Source organism: Curtobacterium sp. MCLR17_042 (assembly GCF_003234695.1).
Taxonomy (GTDB): Bacteria; Actinomycetota; Actinomycetes; order Actinomycetales; family Microbacteriaceae; genus Curtobacterium; species Curtobacterium flaccumfaciens.
In genome coordinates, this window is sequence record NZ_QKTD01000001.1 from 275,076 (window position 1) to 292,578 (window position 17,503).

Below are 17,503 nucleotides of genomic sequence, written 5' to 3' on the forward strand. Positions count from 1 at the left end.
CGCAGGAGGGCCCGGGTCATTCCCGGGTGCCGAAAAAACTTGCGGCGACTCGACTCAGGTCCGCGCGATGGGTGCGGCGACCGCCTCGGTGATCCGTGCGAGGTCGGTCGGTGCCACCTCGACGTCGAAGCCGCGCCGTCCGCCGGACACGAAGATGCTCGCGTACGACAGCGCCGACTCGTCGAGCACGGTGCGGAGCCGGGTCTTCTGGCCGACCGGGCTGATCCCGCCGACCACGTAGCCCGTGCGCTTCTCGGCGAGGGTGGGATCGGCCAGCGTCGCCTTCTTGCCGCCGACCGCGGCGGCGATCGCCTTGAGGTCGAGCCGGTTCGCCACCGGCACGATCGCGACGGCGAGGGTGCCGTCGACGGAGACGACGAGGGTCTTGAAGACCTGCTCCTCGCGCAGCCCGAGGGCGGCGGCCGCCTCTTCTCCGAAGTTGGTGGCGCTCTCGTGGTGCTCGTACACGTGCGGCGTGTACGGGACCCCGGCCGCCTCGAGCGCGACGGTCGCTGGGGTGCTCGGCGAACCTGCGGTCATGCCGTGATCCTCCCCCGCCGCACCTTCCGGTCCTCGACGGCACGCGGGCGTTACGCTGAACGGACCATGACCGCCGTCCTGCTGCTGCTCCGCGCCACCGCCGCGCTGGTGCTCGGCGACCCGGCCGCCGGGGTGCTGCCCCTGCTGGCCGTGGCGGCACTCGGGCTGACCGCCATCGCCGTGACCGTCGTCGTCGCCCGGCTGCTCGTCGCGGTGCTGGCAGCCGTCCTCGGGGTCGGCTCGGCATCCGTGTCGGACCGGTCGGCGGTGCCCGACCTGGTCACCCGGATCGGGTGGAGCCACCCCGACGCGGACGGCCACGTCCGCTCACGGGCACCGGGGGTCGCGACCCCGGCCTGACCACCGACCGGTGGCCGGGCCGCTCGCGCACCCCGCTGACCCACCACCGATCGGAACCGTCATGGACCTGTCCACCCTGCCCCTCGTCGGCCCGCTGCTGCACGGCGGAGCGGACCTCGTCGCCGCCCTCACCGCGGCGCTCTCCCCCGTCGCCGGCTCGTTCGCCGCGGCGATCGCCGTCGTGCTCCTCACCCTGGCCGTCCGCCTGGTGCTCGTCCCGCTGTCCGTGCTGCAGGTGCGGGCCGAGCGCGACCGTCGGCGCCTCGCACCCCAGCTCGCTGCGCTGCGGAAGCGGTACGGCCGCGACGCCCAGCGCCTGCAGCGGGCGGTGCAGCAGCTGTACACCGACGAGAAGGTCTCACCGCTGGCCGGCTGCCTGCCCGTCCTCGCGCAGGCACCCGTCGTGTCGTTCGTCTACGCCCTGTTCACGCACGCCTCGATCGGCGGCACCGCGAACGCCCTGCTGGAGGCGACGCTCGTCGGGGTTCCACTCGGCCACTCGCTCGTCGTCACCCTGACGTCGCCGCTGTGGGTGCACGCCTGGGTGGTGCTGGTCCTGCTGGCGGTGCTCGCGGTCGTCGTCGAGCTCAGCCGCCGGTCGAATGCCCATTGGAACCCGGTGCCGACACCGGAACCGGGCGTCCCCGGAGCCGCCGCGACCGCCGCCGTGGGTCGGTACGTGCCGTTCGTCACGGTCGTGTTCGCGGCGATCGCACCGCTCGCCGCCGCGCTCTACGTCGTGACGAGTGCGATCTGGACGTACGGCGAACGCGCCGTGCTGCGCCGGGTGGTCCGCTAGCCGCCCTGGCCCTCCTGCTGCGGTCCCTGGTCGACCGGGTCGTACTCGGTGCCGCGGCCCTGCTCCTCGTCGGCGGTCGGCACGTGGCGTTCTGTGCCGGCACCGCCGGGGCTGGTCGCGACGTAGTCGGCCTCGCCGGACTGGGTGTCGTGGCTCAGCGGCTCGAGGGTCTCGGCGTCGGCGTCGTGCTGCGGCATGGGGTCGGTGCTCATGCACCACGCCTACTCCCTCGTTCTGGGTGCGCGCGCACGGCTCGGCGGTGCCACGATGGACCTGTCCACGCGACCGGCAGAGCGGGAGTGCGCATGGCCCACGACGACGTGGCAGCGGAACGGGCACGGCTCGAGGCCGTCGCCTGGGGAGCAGGATCGAGCCCGGCGGACGCGGCGCGCGCCCGGATCGCCCTGCAGGACCTGGAACGCGGACGGCGACCCCGCGTCCGTGCGGGATCGACGGCGCGGGATCAACTGCCGGGAGGCCCGGGTCCGGTCAGGACGTCCGTCCCGTCCGCGACGCGGTCGGGTCCAGGGCACGCGTCCGTGCCCACGCAGGCGCCCGCGCCCGGTCCCGTGTCCTCGCCCGCCGGCATGGCTGCCGTGCCTGCCGGAGCCGACGTGTCGGAGGCGACCGACGGCGGTGGGGGCGACCACGTCGACGACGCGGGGGGCGACGGCGGGGACGAGCCGGGCCTCCAGGCAGTGCCGACCGAGCGATCGCGGTGGCGGCGGTGGCTGTGGACGGAGCGACCACGCGCCTGGATCGCGGGCGGCGCAGCTGCGGCGGTGGGCGTCGCGTTCGCCGCCGGGACGCTCGTCGGGACCGCGCAGCCCGACGTCGCCGCGGCGCCGAGTGTCACGCCGACGGCGGGGACGGTGACGCTCGAACAGCTGCTCGACGTCCCGCAGACGTACGCCGACCAGCTGCCGGGGCCGGTCGCTGCGCCGGTGAGCCTGCACACGACGCGACTGGTCTTCACGAACCGGGCGCTCGACGGCGGGACCGCCGAGACGCCCTGGAACGTCTGGGCCGGCATCGGGACGGACCGGTCGACGATCTGCCTGGTGGCGACGGCGGACCGCATCGAGTCGTCGACGGCGTGCTTCCCGCGGCAGGCGGCGCTGCACGGGTCGGTGTCGATGTCGGCGCAGTCCAGGAGCGGCACGTTGACGATCGAGCTGCGCGGCGGCGGGGTCCAGGGCCGGGTGACGAACGAGTACTGAGCGGGCGAGCAGTACCTGAATGTTTCGTTGGAGCGCTCCGATGTATTTGCTGGATGCCCTCGCGAGAGTCGTTCCATCGTGCAACACTGGATGAGCGCACTCGTCGTGGAGTCGTACCCACATCATCCACATCCGCCAGCGAGCGCGCCCCGCAGACCCTCCCGGTCACCGCCGTCAGAACGATCGGCATCGTCGCGCGCTCCACCGTGCCTCGGAGGAGGTCAGCAGCGTGTCCACCAACACCACCACCTCGGCCGTGTCGACCCACACGCGGCCGATCACCGTCACCAGTCAGTCCATCGTCGGCATCGCCGTGCTCGGGCTGGCCACGTTCTTCGCCATCACCACCGAGCTCATGCCCGTCGGGCTGCTCGGCACGATGAGCGCCGACCTCGGCGTGACCGAGGCCACCATGGGCATCGTCATCACCGTGTACGCCGCGGCCGTCGCGCTCCTCGCGCTGCCGCTCACCGCGTTCACCGCGAAGCTGCCCCGCAAGACCGTGCTCGTCGCCACGCTCGTCGGCTACACCGTGTCGAACCTGATGGTCGCGCTCGCACCGTCGTTCGCCGTGGTCTGCGCCGGACGCGTCGTCGGCGGCATCGCGCACGCACTGTTCTTCTCGGTCGCCTCGGCGTACGCCACCCGGATCGTCCCGCCGCGGCTGGCGGGACGGGCGATCGCGTTCGTGTACTCGGGCAGCTCGCTCGGGTTCGTGCTCGGTGTGCCCGTCGCGACCTGGGTCGCGCAGCACATCGGCTGGCGCCAGGCTGTGTTCTCCGTCGGTGTCGCCGCAGCGGCACTCGCGGTCGTCGCCCTGCTGTTCCTGCCCGCCGTCCGCGGTGCCTCGTCGCCGCACATCGGGTCGCCGAAGGCCTGGGCGCGCACCGGACTGCTGTCCGTCGTGATCGCCGACATGCTCCTGTTCGGTGGGCACTACGTCGTCTACACCTACATCGGGCCGTACGCGATCGACGCCGGGCTCGACGCCGGCATGGTCAGCGGGGCGCTGCTCGTGCTCGGTGGCACCGGGGTCGTCGGGCTCTGGCTCGCCGGCATGTTCGTCGACCGTGCGCCCCGGCAGACGCTGATCGCCTCGGTCGCCGTGATGGCCGTGGCCTTCGCCACGATGCCGTTCGTGCACGGCTCCCTGATCGGGACGATGGTCGTCGCGGGCATCTGGATGGCCGCGAACGGCACGACCGGCACGCTCTTCATGGCCGCGGCGATCCGTGCCGGAGGCGTCTCCCCCGACATCGCCGGCGCGCTGGTCAACGGCGCGTCGAACATCGGCATCGCCGGTGGTGCGGCGTTCGGCGGGCAGGCGCTCGGGATCGTCGGGCTGCAGTACCTGCCGTTCGCCGGTGCCGCGGTGCTGGTCGGGGCGCTCGGGGTCGTCGTGCTGGCACGCCGCGGGTTCCCGGTGCACTCGCACGCGCAGGAGCACCTGTCGACCTCGTCCATCGAGGCCATCACGTCGTCGCTCGCGGTCGTCACCACGTCGGTGCCGGTCGTCGGGCGGGCGATCCAGACGGTCACGGGGTCGATCGGCGTCGTCACGGGTTCGGTGCGGCGGCCGCGGACGCGGTAGGGGCTGGCGCGGGCGGCGGTCGTGGGCGCGGGCGCGTTCGCCGAGTGGTCACGACATGCCGTTGGCGGGGCGTCGGGGTGGCACGAACTGTCGTCTGACGGGTCGGCGGGCGACGGTTCGTGGCCCCTCGGCGGACGCGGGCGGCGTGTTGTGCGACTGCTGCGGTGGCGTGCGGCCTGGCGCCGAGTGGTCACGACGTGCCGTTGGTGGGGCGTCGGGGTGGCACGAACTGTCGTCTGCGGGGTCGGTGGGCGACGGTTCGTGGCCCCGCGGTGGACGCGGGCGGCGTGTTGTGCGACCGCGGTGGAGGCGTGCGGCCTGGCGCCGAGTGGTCACGACATGCCGTTGGTGGGGCGTCGGGGTCGCACGAACTGTCGTCTGGCGGGTCGTCGGGCGACGGTTCGTGACCCCGCGGTGGACGCGGGCGGCGTGTTGTGCGACCGCGGTGGAGGCGTGCGGCCTGGCGCCGAGTGGTCACGACATGCCGTTGGCGCGGCGTCGGGGTCGCACGAACTGTCGTCTGCGGATCCGGCAGGCGACGGTTCGTGACCCCTCGGCGGACGCGGGCGGCGTGTTCTGCGACCGCGGTGGAGGCGGGCGGCGTGTTGTGCGACCGCGGCCGCCGCGACCGCGCCCGCGCCCGCCCCGGTCAGTCCTGCAGGTGGTCCGTGCGGCGGCGGTTGCGCACCGCGCGGTAGGTCAGCAGCGCCGCACCGAGCAGCACGAGCACGCCGGCGGCGATGAGCCCCGGCCCGAGGTCCGCGCCCGTGTACGCCAGCGGTCCACCGTCCCCCGCGTCGCCCTGGCCCGAGACCGGCGCGGAGCCAGAGCCCGAGCCGGCAGCGGGGCCGGTCGGAGCCGCCGAAGGAGAGCCACTCGGCGACGGTGACGGCGACGGCGCGGGAGCCGGACCCGCCGCAGCCCGCACCACGAACGCCAGCGGCGTCGCGGCCCCGGACTCCGGGGTGACGACGGTCGCAGTCTCGGCCCCCTCGACGTCGACCGAGACGACGTACTCGGTCGTGGGCTCCAAGCCGGTCAGGTCGAACGCACCGTCGTCGTCCGTGACGACCGACACGGGATCGCCGGACTGTGGGTCCGTCGGAGTCGCGACGACCTCGACGTCCGGAACGGGTTCGCCGTTCGTGTCGACGACCGTGCCGGGCTGGTCGGTCGTGACCTCGGCGGCTGCGGCGGCGGAGGCGAACGGCAGATCGGACGCAGCACGCTCGCCGGCGACGGCCGTCACACCGGCGTTCGAGGTCGCCCCGGTCGCCCCCGGCTCCGGTCGTTCGGTCCGGACGGTGTACGTGCCGGCTGCGGTGGCGAAGACGTAGCGACCGTCGGCATCGGTCACCGTCGATGCGACCACGGTGCCGGTGCCGTCGACGAGCTCGACCACTGCGCCGGCGGGCACGGGTGCACCGTCGAGCGAGACCACACCCGCGACCGTCGCGACGACGGCGGCCGGGGCGTCGATCTCGTCGGGGACCGCGGGTGCCGCGTCGACGTCGCCGGTCGTGATGGTCACGGGTGGCTCGTCGGCGACGGACACGTCGAGCTCGGTGTCCGCCGGCAGGTCCGAGCCGGTGTAGACGCCGTCGCTGTTCGTCGTGGTGTCGACGAGGACGTCCCCGGAGTCCGGGTCGGTGATGACGACCTCGAGGTTCGAGACCGGTCGGCCGTCCTCGTCGACCACGGTGCCGATGACCGACACGGTGTCCTCCGGCGACGTGAACGCGAAATCGGCCTGCTGGTCCACGCCGCCCGGTGAGCCTGCCTGGGCAAGGGAGACCCTCGTGGGCTGGTCAGGACCCTCGGCGCCGTCCGGCGGGGTGATCTCGACGCGGTAGTTCGCGATGACCGGCAGCTGCGGGAACGCGTAGGTGCCGTCGGGGTTGGTGGTCGTCGTGTAGACGGTGCCGCGCGGAGCGGTGACACGGACGATCGCCCCGGGGATCGGCGCTCCGTCGAGGGTCGCCGTGCCGGTGATCGCGGCGGTGCGGTTGGCGAACCAGGTCTGGTACACCGGGAACCCGCTGCGCTGCTGGTAGGTGATCGTCAGGCTGGTGAGCGACACGGTCGGCGTGAACCAGGCCGTCGCACCGGCGGTGTCGACCGCGCCGGTGTTGCCCGTCAGGGTCCGGGTGGCCGGGTCCCAGGTGGGCCGGTCCTGCCCGGTCGTGCCGTCGGGGTCGGCGGTGCACGACGGCCCTCCGGCGACTGCGGCAGAGCACGAGTTGTAGGAGCTCACGTAGCCGAGCTGCTCCGCGGTCGCGGCACCGCCCCCGGAGACGGTGGCCGAGATGGTCGCCCGATCGGCGTCGACGCCGACTGCCAGGTCGATGCCCCGCTGACGACGGTCGACTGCCGGGAGTCCGACGTGAAGGTCGTCTCGGGGAACCCGGCGAGCGTCATCGTGCCGGTGTAGGCCCGGCTCGCTCCGCTGAGGGTGAAGGTCCCCCAGTTGCCGACCGGCTCCGCCGACGCACTGGTCGCGCCGCCGATCGCGAGTCCTGCTCCGAGTGCGAGGGCCGTCAGCCCTGCCGTGACCGCGCGCCAGCGCCGCATGTGTGCTCCCCTGCTGTGGCGCCGGAGAACCCGACACCTCCTCAGACTATCCAGCGGGCGCGGCTCGTGTCCGGTGTCCGACACAGCCGAGAAGGTCCCGCCGAGTGGTCACGACCTGCCGCGTGCCGGTCGCCGGGTGGCCGAGAAGTGTCGGCTGGAGGGCCGCCGGGCGACAGTTCGTGACCCCTCAAGCAAACCGAACGGCGCGTCAGGAACCCAGCGCGACCAGGGCGTCGAGCGCAGCGACCTGCCCGGCCACCACCAGCTCCCGCGCATCGTCGAGGCCGACCCACCGTGCGTCGTCCACCTCGGGCACCTCCACGAACCGCCCCGACCCACGCGGCAGCTCGAGCCGCACGGTGTTGCTGCGCACGGTGTCGACCGAGAACCCCGACGCCCGTGCCGCGAAGACCCGCACCCGCTTGCCCGACGCCTGCCGGAACTCCCCCAGGTCGGTCAGGTCGGCGGCGGCCACCGGTGCGGGCACGCCGATCTCCTCGGCGAACTCGCGCAGCGCGGTGCCGAGCGGCTCCTCGCCCGCCTCGACCAGGCCCTTCGGGATCGACCAGGCACGCGGCCGGTTCCGCCAGAACGGCCCGCCCATGTGCGCGAGGAAGACCTCGGGCCCGGACGGGCCGGTCCGGTGCAGCAACAGTCCGGCGCTCACGACCACGCCCCGAGACTACGCAGACCCGACCGGGAGGCCCGGATCACCGCCCGCGCACGGCGCACGACCCGATGTGGCCGGTTCCACCGCCGGTTCCCCACGCCCGCCCGGGAGTACCGTGTGGCGCACGGAGCGCCGTGTGACGCCCCCGGAGGACCTGCGATGGAGGAGGCCGATCGGGATGGACGAACGATGGACGACGGTGACGCTGGCCGCGGACGCCGCGATGGCGCACGACGAGGCGCTGCGGTGGATCGCCGCCCGCGCGGACAGCGGGATCGAGCGGATCCGGATCATCGGTGCCGACCCGGCGATCGAGGGCCCCGGACCGGTCGCTGACCGCCTGGCCGAGGCCGCGCGCGCCGCCCTGCCCGGAGTGACCGTCGAGGTGCACCGGCACGCGGGGCCGTTCGCCACCGCCCTGGTCGAGGAGTCCGACGGCGGTGACCTCCTGGTGATCGGGACCTTCCGGAGCCGACGGGGTTCGACCGCCGGCGGCGACCCGGCGCGGGTCGCGGTCCGCGCGGCGGTGCCGACCGTGATCGTCCCCGAGGGACCGCACCCGATCGACGGCGACGTGGTGCTGGCCGTCGAGGAACCGACCGATGAACGGGCCGTCTCGATCGCCGTCGCCGAGGCCGTCCGGCTGCACCGGCGACTGACGCTGCTCCGGGCGTGGGAGATGCCCGTGCTGACCCGGACCGGGCTCACCGACTTCGCCGAGGATCCCCTGCGGTGGCGCGCCCGGAACGCCGAACTGCTGCAGCGGGTCACCGAGGACCTGACCGCGCGGTTCCCGGCGGTGCGGATCCGGCCGCTGCTCGTGGAGGGACACCCGGGGCACGCCATCGCATCGCGCACCCGGCGGGCGTCGCTCGTGGTGCTCGGACGGGGGCACGTGCGGGTGCTGTCCGGCGCACTGCTCCACGACGTCGTCCGTGAGACGGCGGCTCCGGTGTGTGTCGTCCCTCCGGCGGCGCACACGGACAGCGCGGGGTCCGGAGGGGTCAGCCGGCGAGTTCCCGGATCGCGTCGGCCATCTGGTCGGTGAGGTACGCGACACCGCGGCCGTTCGGGTGCAGGGCGCCGGCCTTGAGGTCGATGCGTCGCAGGTCGCTCGAGCCGGTCAGGCTGACCCCGGCGACGTAGCGTTCGTCCGCCGGGGCGCAGGCCGAGTGGGCCTCGGTGCGTTCGAGGACGTCGACGAACCGCACCCCGGCGGCGTCGGCGGCGGATGCGGACACGGCGTCGAGCTCCTCCTGCACACCGTGCAGGTACGCCACGTCGTCGTCGGTGAACGGGAAGGTGTCCGAGGGGAACGACCCCGCGAGCGTGCCGAGGTCGAGCGCCGAGCGGAAGCAGCCCTTCGCCGGGGTGTGCTCGGCGTCCGGGAAGATCGCCGGGTACCCGAGGAACACGACGACGGCGTTCGGCGCGGCCCGTTGCACCGCTGCGAGGGTGTCGGCGATCCCGAGCGCGACCCGCGACTGGATCTTCACGCTGAGCTGGTCCTCACCGTCCTGCACGAGCGTGCTCTCGCACGACGGCGCGTCACGTCCGGAGAACACCGGGCCGTCGGCCGAGATCGCCAGGCACGACGCGGCGGTGCCGAACAGGTCCGCGTCGTTGCCGCCGATGGTCAGGGTCACGAGCCGGGTGCGCGACGACAGCGACTCGATCTGCGGGGGGACGCCCGTGAACTGGTGTCCGGTCGTGACGTCCTCGCTGGTGGCGCCCGCACACGTGACGTCGGTCAGGTCGAGGCCGAAGCGCGCCGCGATCCGGTGCGGGTAGTCACGGGCCGACTGCACGCACGCGCTCGTGGGCAGCCGGGTCCGGTCGCCGAGGCCGTAGCCGGCGGAGTACGAGTCACCGAGGGCGACGTACTCGCTGCCGGGCGGGAGGTCGGCGAGCGATTCGGTGGGGTCGTCCGGCACCGGGTAGGGCTGCGGGACGGGCCACATCGGCGCGGCCGACGCGGGTTCCACCGGCCCCGGTGCCGCGACCCCGGCCACCACCAGCCCGACGACGGCGACCGCCGCCAAGGCGGCGAGCAGCGTCGTACGGGCGGTGCGGAGCAGTTGCGGCCTCCGGGCGGGTGCGGCGGATCGGTCGGTCGGGTGGGGTCGGTCGGGTGGGGCGGGACGGGCTCAGCGGCGTCCGAGACGGCGTTCGCCACCGCTGCCGGTGCGGTACTCCAGCCCGTAGTGCTGGAACAGCTCGGGCTCGGTCGCGGCGTCGAGCTCCCCGTCGGTCGAGATCGAGGGGGCGTCCTTGACGAGCTTCTTCGGGAACGTCACGCGCAGGTGCTTCGGGGCGACGGTGGCGCCGAACAGCGGGACGAAGACGAGCTTCTGGAACCCGACCATGCCGGTGGTCAGGGCACCGAACGCCGGCTCGGACGTGGCGGTGTCGTAGTAGATGCTCTCGAGCGTGCCGACCTTGTCGTCGGCCTCGTCGACGACGGGCAGACCGATCCAGTCACGGATGTTCGCGGCTTCGAACACGAAGGACTCCCTCCGAGCATCCGGCAGGTCCGGGTGGCTCTCGGTCGACGCTACCGCCCGGCCGCCTGAGCGGTCACCCGGAGCCGGTCCACCGCGCCGAGCACGTCGTCCGCGGTCACGGCCAGGATCGCCGGATCCGGGTCCTCGGCGAAGACGTCGCCGCGACGGACCGAGGCGTCGGTGAGCACGATGTGCGGACCGGTCGACGGCGGGCCCCACGCCTCGGGCGGGGCCGGGCCGAACAGCACGACCGACGGCACCCCGTACGCGGTCGCCAGGTGCGCAGCGCCGGTGTCGACCGTGACGACGAGCCGCGCCGCGGCGATCACCGCGGCGAAGGCCTGCAGGTCCAGGGTGCCGGCCAGGACCGCCTCCGGCGCCAGGCCGGCCGCGTCGGCGACGGCACGGGCGCGCACGACGTCGTCCGAGCCTCCCGTCAGGACCACGTCGGCACCGCGCGCCCGGAGCCCGCGCACCACGTCGGCGAAGCGGTCCGTCGGCCAGTGCCGCGCACCGTGGAAGGCACCCACGTGCACGACGGCCGCGTCGGCGACCACCGGCGGCTCGGCGGGGCGGTCGATGTGCACCTCGGTGGCGTCCGCCTGGATGCCGTGCCACGTGAGCAGGTCCGCCCAGCGGTCGCGCTCGTGCACGTCGTCCGGCCACTCCGGGCCCTCGTAGTCGTGGGTCGGGTCGGCGTGCCCGATGACCCGGCGCGGGGCGAGTGCGGCGACGAGGTCCGAGGACTCCGGGCCGGCGCCGTGCAGGTTGACGGCGATGTCGACGGCACCGTGCGGCACCGCGATCGGGTGGTCGAGACCGTGCTGGGCCAGGTGGACGTCCACCGCCGGCACGAGTTCGACGACCGGCGCCAGCCACGCCGTGGTGGCCAGGGTGATGCGGTGGTCGGGGAACGCGCGGCGGAGGGCGTGCAGTGCGGGGACGGCGACGAGCAGGTCGCCGAGCTTGATGGCACGGAGGACGAGCAGTTCCGGGCGTCCGTCGGGGTCGGGCAGGTTCTCGAGGGCGGTCACCGCCGCGACGGTAGACCGGACACGCTGACGGTCCTGCCGGGCCCGCGCTCCGCGGCTCTTCCTGGGGCGGTCCCCGGCCGTGGACCGGTAGTCACGGAGCATGGCCCTCGCACCGGACCGCGTCATCCGCGGCCTGCTCCTCGACCGCGACGACACCCTCGTGGTGGACGTCCCGTACAACGCCGACCCGCACCTGGTCGTCCCCGTCCCCGGTGCCCGCCGCGCCGTCGACCGGGCGCGTGCCGGCGGGTTGCAGCTCGGGGTCGTCACGAACCAGTCGGTGATCGCGAAGGGCATGGCCACCCGCGAACAGGTCGACGCCACCAACGCTCGGGTCGACGAGCTCGTCGGCCCGTTCGACGTGTGGTGCGTCTGCCCGCACGACGCCGGTGACGACTGCGCCTGCCGGAAGCCCCGGCCCGGGATGGTCCTCGACGCCGCCGAGCGGCTCGGCATCCCGCCGGAGTCGATCGTCGTCGTCGGTGACATCGGCGCCGACGTGCAGGCAGCCCGGAACGCCGGCGCGCAGGGGATCCTCGTGCCCACCCCGCGCACCCGCCGTCAGGAGATCGACGAGGCCGACACCGTCGCCGCGGACCTGGACGAGGCCGTCACCCTGGTGCTCGAGCACGTCGGCAGCGTGGCGGACCGGGCGTGAGCGCCGGTCGGCGCGTCCTCGTCGCCCGGCTCGACTCGTTCGGCGACGTCCTGGTCGCCGGACCCGCGGTGCGCGCGGTCGCCGCCGGTGCCGCGCACGTGACGATGCTGTGCGGACCGCAGGGGGCGCCGGCCGCCGACCTGCTGCCCGGCATCGACCGGGTGCGGGTGTGGGCGGCACCGTGGGTCACCGAGACCGCACGCCCGATCGACGACGCCCTGCTCGCCGAGTTCCGCGCGCTGGTCGCCGAGGAACAGCCCGACGAGGCCGTCGTCCTGACGTCCTTCCACCAGTCGCCCCTGCCGCTCGCGCTGCTCCTGCGCCTGGCCGGGGTCCCCCGGGTCTGCGGCGCCTCGGTCGACCACCCCGGGTCGCTGCTCGACGTGCGGCTGCGCCCCGGCGAGGACCTGCCCGAGGACCTCCCCGAACCCGAGCGCGCGCTGCGGATCGCCGAGGCGGCCGGGTTCCGGCTGCCGCCGGACGACGACGGGAGGCTCGCGGTGCGCCACGACGCCGTCCTGCCCCCGCCCGTGGCCGGGCTCGACCGCTACGTGGTCGTCCACCCCGGAGCCAGCGTCCCGGCACGGTCGTGGCCGGAGTCCCACCACCGCGCGCTCGTCGCCGCCTACGCCGAGCGCGGCGTCCCCGTCGTCGTCACCGGTTCCCCCGGCGAACGCGCGCTGACCGCCGCCGTGGCGGGCGACACCGGCATCGACCTCGGCGGCCGCACCAGCCCCGCCGAACTCGCGGCCGTCCTCGCCGGCGCCGAGGTCGTCGTCGTCGGGAACACCGGTCCGGCCCACCTCGCCGCGGCCGTCGGGGCGCCCATCGTGAGTCTGTTCTCGCCGGTCGTCCCCGCCGTGAAGTGGGCGCCGTACGCCCCGCTCGTCGAACTGCTCGGCGACCAGGCCGCAGCGTGCCGGCTGAGCCGCGCTCGCGAGTGCCCGGTCTCTGGCCACCCGTGCCTGTCCGGAGTGCGCATCGCGGACGTCCTGGAGGCCCACGAACGGCTCCTCGACCGCGTTTCGCGGACTGATCCGAGAAGTCTGCGGGGCGGCCCAGAAGGCGCTGCGTAGCGTGCGCCACTGCTTCTCCTGCTCCTTCTCCTGCTGCTCCGGCGGCGGTGGGGAGCGACCCCATCGACACCGACCGGAAGGCCCTGCATGCGGATCCTCGTGTGGCACGTGCACGGCGGCTGGATGGACGCCTTCGTCCGCGGCCAGCACGAGTACCTCATCCCGACCACCCCGGCGCGCGACGCCTGGGGACTCGGCCGCGGCGGCCGCGCCTGGCCGGACTCCGCGATCGAGATCGACCCGGCCGACGTCGCCGAGGCCGAGGTCGACGTGGTCGTCCTGCAGCGCACCGAGGAGCTCGAGGAAGCCCGACGTCTGCTCGGTGGCCGTGACGTCCCGATCGTCTTCGTGGAGCACAACGCGCCCCGGGTCGACGTGCCGAACAGCCTGCACCCGATGCGTGACCGCGACGACCTGACGATCGCGCACGTGACGCACTGGAACGCCCTGATGTGGGACTGCGGCACCACCCGGACCACCGTCGTCGAGCACGGCGTCGTCGACCCCGGCCCGCTGTACACGGGTGCGCTCGAGCGCCTCGGCGTCGTCATCAACGAACCCGTCCGGCGCAACCGTGTCGTCGGCACCGACCTGCTCCCCCGCTTCGCCGAGGTCGCCCCGGTCGACGTCTGGGGCATCGGCACCGAACGACTGCCGGAGCTCGGCTTCGGCGACCGCGTGGTCGCGCAGGGCGATGTCCAGGCCGACCCCATGCACGCGGCGCTGGCCGAACGGCGGGCCTACGTGCACCCGAACCGCTGGACCTCGCTCGGGCTGTCGCTCATCGAGTCGATGCACATGGCCATGCCGGTCCTGGTGCTCGCGACGACGGACGCGGCCCGCACGGTCCCGGGTGAGGCCGGGGCGATCGCGACCGACGTCGAGGAGCTGGTGCGGGCCTCCAGGCTGCTGCTGGAGGACCCGGACGAGGCGCGCCGACGGGGGCTCGTGGCGCGTGAGGCCGTGCTCGCACGGCACGCGCTCGGTCGGTTCCTGGCCGACTGGGACGACCTGCTCGACGACGCCGTCGCGCGCGGTGCGCGACGGAACCGTGCGGCGGGAGCCGCGCTCGAAGGGAGCCTGCGATGAAGATCGCCATGGTGTCCGAGCACGCGAGTCCGCTCGCCGTGCTCGGCGGGGTCGACGCCGGTGGGCAGAACGTCCACGTCGCCGAACTGTCCGGTGCACTGGCCGACCGCGGCCACCACGTGACCGTCTACACGCGGCGCGACGACGCGTCGCAGCCCGTCCGCGTGCCCCTGCGCCCCGGTGTGGACGTCGTGCACGTCGACGCCGGTCCCGCGCGTGCCGTGCCGAAGGACGAGCTGTTCCCGTTCATGGGGACGTTCGCGTCCGTGCTCGCCGCCGAGTGGTTCCTCGACCGCCCCGACGTGGTGCACGCGCACTTCTGGATGTCGGGCCACGCCGCCCTCGACGCGGTGACGCAGGTGCAGGCCCGGACCGGTGGCGTGCGGATCCCGGTGGTGCAGACCTTCCACGCCCTGGGTGTCGTGAAGCGCCGGCACCAGGGTGCCGCGGACACCAGCCCGGCCGAGCGCGAGTGGGTCGAACCCGCCGTCGGCCGGAGCGTCGACCAGGTCGTCGCGACGTGCTCGGACGAGGCGTTCGAGCTCAAGGCCCTCGGTGTCCCGCTGCACCGCATCTCCGTGGTGCCGTGCGGCGTCGACGTGTCGCTCTTCCGTCCGGACGGCCCCGTCGAGCAGCGCGACCGTCCGCTCCGGGTGCTCACCGCCTCACGACTCGTGCAGCGGAAGGGCGTCGGCACGACCATCGCCGCTCTCGCAGCACTGGTCGAACAGGGCCGTGACGTCGAGCTCGTCGTCGTGGGCGGTGCCGGTGTCGCCGGTGCCGACCTGGTGGACGACCCCGAGTACCAGCGCCTCGACGCACTCGCCCGGTCGCTCGGCGTGCGCGACCACGTGACGTTCCGCGGGCAGCTCGGGCAGCACGACATGCCCGCCGTCTACCGCAGCGCCGACGTCGTCGTCTGCGCCCCCTGGTACGAGCCGTTCGGCATCGTGCCGCTCGAGGCGATGGCCTGCGGCCGCCCGGTGGTCGCGTCGAGCGTCGGCGGGCTCATCGACACCGTCGTCGAGGACGCCACCGGCCTGCACGTGCCGCCGCGCGACGAGACCGCGGTGGCCGAGGCCGTCGGCGCACTGCTCGACGACCCGGAGCGCCGCGAGGCGTACGGCCGTGCCGGTCGACAGCGCGCTGAGTCCCGCTACACCTGGCAGAAGGTCGCGGCCGACAGCGAACGCGTCTACGAGCGCCTGCTCGCCGGCACGACCTCGTCCGCCAGCACCACCGGGCCCGCCGCCGGCCGCTCGCGCACCACCCACGCCGGCCGGGTCACCCGCGCCGCGCAGTCGACGGAGAGGACCGCACGATGACCATCGACCAGCAGACCGGGCTCGAGGACCGCGCCGTCACCGACAGCGCCCGCGTCGTCGTCGACCACGTCGCGGCGTCGGTCCCCGTGATCGCCTCCCTCGTCGACCACAAGGACCACATCGCCGAGTGGGCGGACGACATCGCCGGGCGGCTCGTCGCCGGGCGTCGGCTGCTCGCCGCGGGCAACGGCGGCTCCGCTGCCGAGGCGCAGCACCTGACGTCCGAGCTCACCGGCCGCTTCGAGGGCGACCGACCGGCGTACTCGGCCATCTCGCTGCACGCCGAGACCTCTGCCGTGACCGCCATCGGGAACGACTACGGCTACGACCAGGTGTTCGCGCGGCAGGTGTCGGCGCACGCCCGGGCAGGCGACGTCCTCGTGCTGCTGTCGACGAGCGGCAAGAGCCCGAACCTGCTGCGGGCCGCCGAGGCCGCACGTGCCGTGGGTGCCCGCTCCCTCGCGCTGACCGGGTCCGGGCCGAACCCACTCGCCGACCTGGTCGACGACGCGATCTGCATCGAGGGGCCGTCCGCCAACGTGCAGGAGGCACAGCTCGTCCTGGTGCACGCGCTCTGCAAGGCCATGGAGCCGACGCTGCGTCGCGGGGGCCGTCGATGAGCGGGGCTGCTTCCCGTGCCGGCGCTGCCGGTGGCCGTGCCGCCGCTCCGCGCTTCCGCATCGCCGTCGTCGGGGACACCCTGCTCGACGTCGACGTGTCCGGCACGAGCGAGCGCCTGAGCCCGGACGCCCCGGTCCCCGTGGTGGACGTCGCCACCGACGACCGCCGTGCCGGTGGTGCCGGACTCGTCGCGACGATGCTCGCCCGCGACGGCCACGACGTCACCCTGGTCACCGTCCTGAGCGACGACGGCCGTGCCCAGGAGATCCGCGACCTGCTCCCCGACGTCACGATCGTCGCCGGACCATCCGGAGTCCCGACCCCCGTGAAGACCCGCGTGCGCGTCGTCGACCACGCCCTCGTCCGGATCGACGAGGGCTGCGCGGCCCCGCCCGTGCCCGGTGCCACCGACGCGATGACCGCCGCTCTCGACGGGGTCGACGCGATCGTCGTCGCCGACTACGGCCGCGGGGTCGCCGCTGCCCCGGCACTCCGTGACGCCCTCACCCGTGCGGCCGAGCGCCTGCCGGTGGTCTGGGACCCGCACCCCAAGGGCGCCGCCCCCGTCCCCGGCACCACCGTCGCCACCCCGAACGCTGCCGAGGCACGACGCTTCACCGACGTCGAGGGACACGGTGTGCCCTTCGCGACGGTCGCAGCCGCCCGGCTCGTCGAGCAGTGGCAGGCCGGCGCCGTCGCCGTGACGATGGGTGACCGCGGCGCGCTGCTCGCCGACGCCCAGGGCGACAGCCGCTTCGTGCCGGCTCCGTCCGTCAGCGCCGGGGACCCCTGCGGTGCCGGCGACCGGCTCGCCGCGGGCGTCGCCGTCGCGCTGGCGTCCGGCGCGGACGTTCCCGAGGCCGTCTCCGCTGGCGTGGTCGCCGCGTCCGAGTACCTGGCCGCCGGCGGCGTCACCGCGCTCTTCGCCGACGACGGCCCCGCGCCGCTCGCCGTGCCCGGGGCCGACCGGGACGCCATGCGCCTGGTGCACGACGTCCGGAGCGCCGGCGGCACCGTCGTCGCGACCGGCGGCTGCTTCGACCTGCTGCACGCCGGGCACGCCCGCACCCTGTCGGCCGCCCGTGCGCTCGGCGACTGCCTGGTCGTGTGCCTCAACTCGGACTCGTCGGTCCGCGCACTGAAGGGCCCGGACCGGCCGATCATGACCCAGGACGACCGGGTCGAGCTGCTCCTGGCACTCGACTGCGTCGATGCCGTCGTGGTGTTCGACGAGTCCACCCCCGACGAGGCCCTGCGCCGCTTCCGACCGGACGTCTGGGCGAAGGGCGGCGACTACACCGCGAGCGAACTGCCCGAGACGGCGACCCTCGCCGAGTGGGGTGGCCGCGTCGTCACCGTGCCGTTCCACCCGGGCCGCTCGACCACCCGGCTCGCCGCCGCGATCGAACGCGTCGGCTGAGCGTCCGCTCGCCGTTCCACACCAG

At 74.3% G+C, this 17,503-nt stretch carries 19 protein-coding genes; 11 read left to right on the forward strand and 8 right to left on the reverse strand.

Annotated elements, in window-relative coordinates; genetic code table 11:
- Positions 1 to 54 precede the first annotated feature (54 nt).
- Positions 55 to 540 carry a Cys-tRNA(Pro) deacylase gene (ybaK, locus tag DEJ02_RS01335; protein WP_111031733.1) on the reverse strand — a complete coding sequence of 162 codons (486 nt, stop codon included), beginning with the start codon at positions 538 to 540 and terminating at the stop codon, positions 55 to 57.
- A 66-nt stretch (positions 541 to 606) separates the two neighbouring features.
- Between ybaK and DEJ02_RS01340 the strand changes: the two genes are divergently transcribed.
- Together DEJ02_RS01340 and DEJ02_RS01345 are read left to right on the forward strand one after the other, a co-directional pair.
- A complete protein-coding gene (locus DEJ02_RS01340) occupies positions 607 to 900 on the forward strand; it encodes a hypothetical protein (RefSeq protein WP_111031734.1) in 294 nt (97 codons plus the stop codon).
- Between the two features lie 61 nt (positions 901 to 961).
- On the forward strand, positions 962 to 1,699 hold the full coding sequence (locus DEJ02_RS01345) for a membrane protein insertase YidC (protein ID WP_111031735.1): 738 nt from the start codon (positions 962 to 964) through the stop codon (positions 1,697 to 1,699).
- On the opposite strand, the gene DEJ02_RS01350 is transcribed toward DEJ02_RS01345, so the two are convergent.
- The gene (locus tag DEJ02_RS01350; RefSeq protein WP_027465592.1) at positions 1,696 to 1,911 is read right to left on the reverse strand and encodes a hypothetical protein; all 216 of its coding nucleotides are present in this window, start codon (positions 1,909 to 1,911) and stop codon (positions 1,696 to 1,698) included. The genes DEJ02_RS01345 and DEJ02_RS01350 overlap by 4 nt on opposite strands.
- A 375-nt stretch (positions 1,912 to 2,286) precedes the next feature.
- On the opposite strand from DEJ02_RS01350, the gene DEJ02_RS01355 reads away from it, so the two are divergent.
- The gene (locus tag DEJ02_RS01355) at positions 2,287 to 2,919 is read left to right on the forward strand and encodes a hypothetical protein (RefSeq protein ID WP_146249200.1); all 633 of its coding nucleotides are present in this window, start codon (positions 2,287 to 2,289) and stop codon (positions 2,917 to 2,919) included.
- 229 nt (positions 2,920 to 3,148) lie between these two features.
- Entirely contained in the window at positions 3,149 to 4,510 is a 1,362-nt protein-coding gene (locus DEJ02_RS01360) for an MFS transporter (protein WP_111031737.1), read from the forward strand.
- 649 nt (positions 4,511 to 5,159) lie between these two features.
- On the opposite strand, the gene DEJ02_RS01365 is transcribed toward DEJ02_RS01360, so the two are convergent.
- The 3 genes from DEJ02_RS01365 to DEJ02_RS01375 all read right to left on the reverse strand — a co-directional run bounded on the left by DEJ02_RS01365 (position 5,160) and on the right by DEJ02_RS01375 (position 7,754).
- The gene (locus DEJ02_RS01365; protein ID WP_111031738.1) at positions 5,160 to 6,764 is read right to left on the reverse strand and encodes a collagen binding domain-containing protein; all 1,605 of its coding nucleotides are present in this window, start codon (positions 6,762 to 6,764) and stop codon (positions 5,160 to 5,162) included.
- Complete coding sequence (locus tag DEJ02_RS01370) at positions 6,761 to 7,081, reverse strand: hypothetical protein (protein ID WP_111031739.1); 321 nt, start codon at positions 7,079 to 7,081, stop codon at positions 6,761 to 6,763. The genes DEJ02_RS01365 and DEJ02_RS01370 overlap by 4 nt, the downstream gene beginning before the upstream one ends.
- A 208-nt stretch (positions 7,082 to 7,289) precedes the next feature.
- Entirely contained in the window at positions 7,290 to 7,754 is a 465-nt protein-coding gene (locus DEJ02_RS01375) for an NUDIX domain-containing protein (RefSeq protein WP_111031740.1), read from the reverse strand.
- A 175-nt stretch (positions 7,755 to 7,929) separates the two neighbouring features.
- Between DEJ02_RS01375 and DEJ02_RS01380 the strand changes: the two genes are divergently transcribed.
- A complete protein-coding gene (locus DEJ02_RS01380) occupies positions 7,930 to 8,799 on the forward strand; it encodes a universal stress protein (RefSeq protein WP_164941108.1) in 870 nt (289 codons plus the stop codon).
- On the opposite strand, the gene DEJ02_RS01385 is transcribed toward DEJ02_RS01380, so the two are convergent.
- The 3 genes from DEJ02_RS01385 to DEJ02_RS01395 form a co-directional block, all read right to left on the reverse strand.
- Complete coding sequence (locus DEJ02_RS01385; RefSeq protein ID WP_111031742.1) at positions 8,756 to 9,793, reverse strand: SGNH/GDSL hydrolase family protein; 1,038 nt, start codon at positions 9,791 to 9,793, stop codon at positions 8,756 to 8,758. The two genes, DEJ02_RS01380 and DEJ02_RS01385, sit on opposite strands and share 44 nt — an antisense overlap.
- A gap of 105 nt (positions 9,794 to 9,898) precedes the next feature.
- Positions 9,899 to 10,255: a PRC-barrel domain-containing protein gene (locus tag DEJ02_RS01390; protein WP_027465587.1), complete on the reverse strand. Its 357-nt coding sequence runs from the start codon at positions 10,253 to 10,255 to the stop codon at positions 9,899 to 9,901.
- A 50-nt stretch (positions 10,256 to 10,305) separates the two neighbouring features.
- Positions 10,306 to 11,289 carry a glycosyltransferase family 9 protein gene (locus tag DEJ02_RS01395; RefSeq protein WP_111031743.1) on the reverse strand — a complete coding sequence of 328 codons (984 nt, stop codon included), beginning with the start codon at positions 11,287 to 11,289 and terminating at the stop codon, positions 10,306 to 10,308.
- A gap of 100 nt (positions 11,290 to 11,389) precedes the next feature.
- Here DEJ02_RS01395 and DEJ02_RS01400 point away from each other — a divergent pair, with 100 nt between their 5' ends.
- From DEJ02_RS01400 to DEJ02_RS01425, 6 genes are all read left to right on the forward strand, one after another.
- Positions 11,390 to 11,947 carry an HAD-IIIA family hydrolase gene (locus tag DEJ02_RS01400; RefSeq protein ID WP_111031744.1) on the forward strand — a complete coding sequence of 186 codons (558 nt, stop codon included), beginning with the start codon at positions 11,390 to 11,392 and terminating at the stop codon, positions 11,945 to 11,947.
- On the forward strand, positions 11,944 to 13,023 hold the full coding sequence (locus tag DEJ02_RS01405; RefSeq protein ID WP_111031745.1) for a glycosyltransferase family 9 protein: 1,080 nt from the start codon (positions 11,944 to 11,946) through the stop codon (positions 13,021 to 13,023). The genes DEJ02_RS01400 and DEJ02_RS01405 overlap by 4 nt, the downstream gene beginning before the upstream one ends.
- 87 nt (positions 13,024 to 13,110) lie before the next feature.
- Positions 13,111 to 14,112 (forward strand): glycosyltransferase, encoded by a 1,002-nt coding sequence (locus tag DEJ02_RS01410; RefSeq protein ID WP_111031746.1) that lies wholly within the window; start codon positions 13,111 to 13,113, stop codon positions 14,110 to 14,112.
- Entirely contained in the window at positions 14,109 to 15,437 is a 1,329-nt protein-coding gene (locus DEJ02_RS01415) for a glycosyltransferase (protein WP_111022893.1), read from the forward strand. The genes DEJ02_RS01410 and DEJ02_RS01415 overlap by 4 nt, the downstream gene beginning before the upstream one ends.
- Positions 15,434 to 16,057, forward strand: coding sequence for an SIS domain-containing protein (locus DEJ02_RS01420; RefSeq protein ID WP_111022892.1), 624 nt, complete (start codon positions 15,434 to 15,436; stop codon positions 16,055 to 16,057). The genes DEJ02_RS01415 and DEJ02_RS01420 overlap by 4 nt, the downstream gene beginning before the upstream one ends.
- A complete protein-coding gene (locus DEJ02_RS01425) occupies positions 16,054 to 17,478 on the forward strand; it encodes a PfkB family carbohydrate kinase (RefSeq protein WP_111031747.1) in 1,425 nt (474 codons plus the stop codon). The genes DEJ02_RS01420 and DEJ02_RS01425 overlap by 4 nt, the downstream gene beginning before the upstream one ends.
- The last annotated feature ends 25 nt before the right edge of the window (positions 17,479 to 17,503 follow it).

Coding starts and splice junctions, on each gene's coding strand:
- ybaK (WP_111031733.1), bottom strand. CDS start 540: ATGACCGCAGGTTCGCCGAGCACCCCAGCGACCGTCGCGCTCGAGGCG.
- DEJ02_RS01340 (WP_111031734.1), top strand. CDS start 607: ATGACCGCCGTCCTGCTGCTGCTCCGCGCCACCGCCGCGCTGGTGCTC.
- DEJ02_RS01345 (WP_111031735.1), top strand. CDS start 962: ATGGACCTGTCCACCCTGCCCCTCGTCGGCCCGCTGCTGCACGGCGGA.
- DEJ02_RS01350 (WP_027465592.1), bottom strand. CDS start 1,911: ATGAGCACCGACCCCATGCCGCAGCACGACGCCGACGCCGAGACCCTC.
- DEJ02_RS01355 (WP_146249200.1), top strand. CDS start 2,287: ATGGCTGCCGTGCCTGCCGGAGCCGACGTGTCGGAGGCGACCGACGGC.
- DEJ02_RS01370 (WP_111031739.1), bottom strand. CDS start 7,081: ATGCGGCGCTGGCGCGCGGTCACGGCAGGGCTGACGGCCCTCGCACTC.
- DEJ02_RS01380 (WP_164941108.1), top strand. CDS start 7,930: ATGGACGAACGATGGACGACGGTGACGCTGGCCGCGGACGCCGCGATG.
- DEJ02_RS01400 (WP_111031744.1), top strand. CDS start 11,390: ATGGCCCTCGCACCGGACCGCGTCATCCGCGGCCTGCTCCTCGACCGC.
- DEJ02_RS01410 (WP_111031746.1), top strand. CDS start 13,111: ATGCGGATCCTCGTGTGGCACGTGCACGGCGGCTGGATGGACGCCTTC.
- DEJ02_RS01415 (WP_111022893.1), top strand. CDS start 14,109: ATGAAGATCGCCATGGTGTCCGAGCACGCGAGTCCGCTCGCCGTGCTC.
- DEJ02_RS01420 (WP_111022892.1), top strand. CDS start 15,434: ATGACCATCGACCAGCAGACCGGGCTCGAGGACCGCGCCGTCACCGAC.
- DEJ02_RS01425 (WP_111031747.1), top strand. CDS start 16,054: ATGAGCGGGGCTGCTTCCCGTGCCGGCGCTGCCGGTGGCCGTGCCGCC.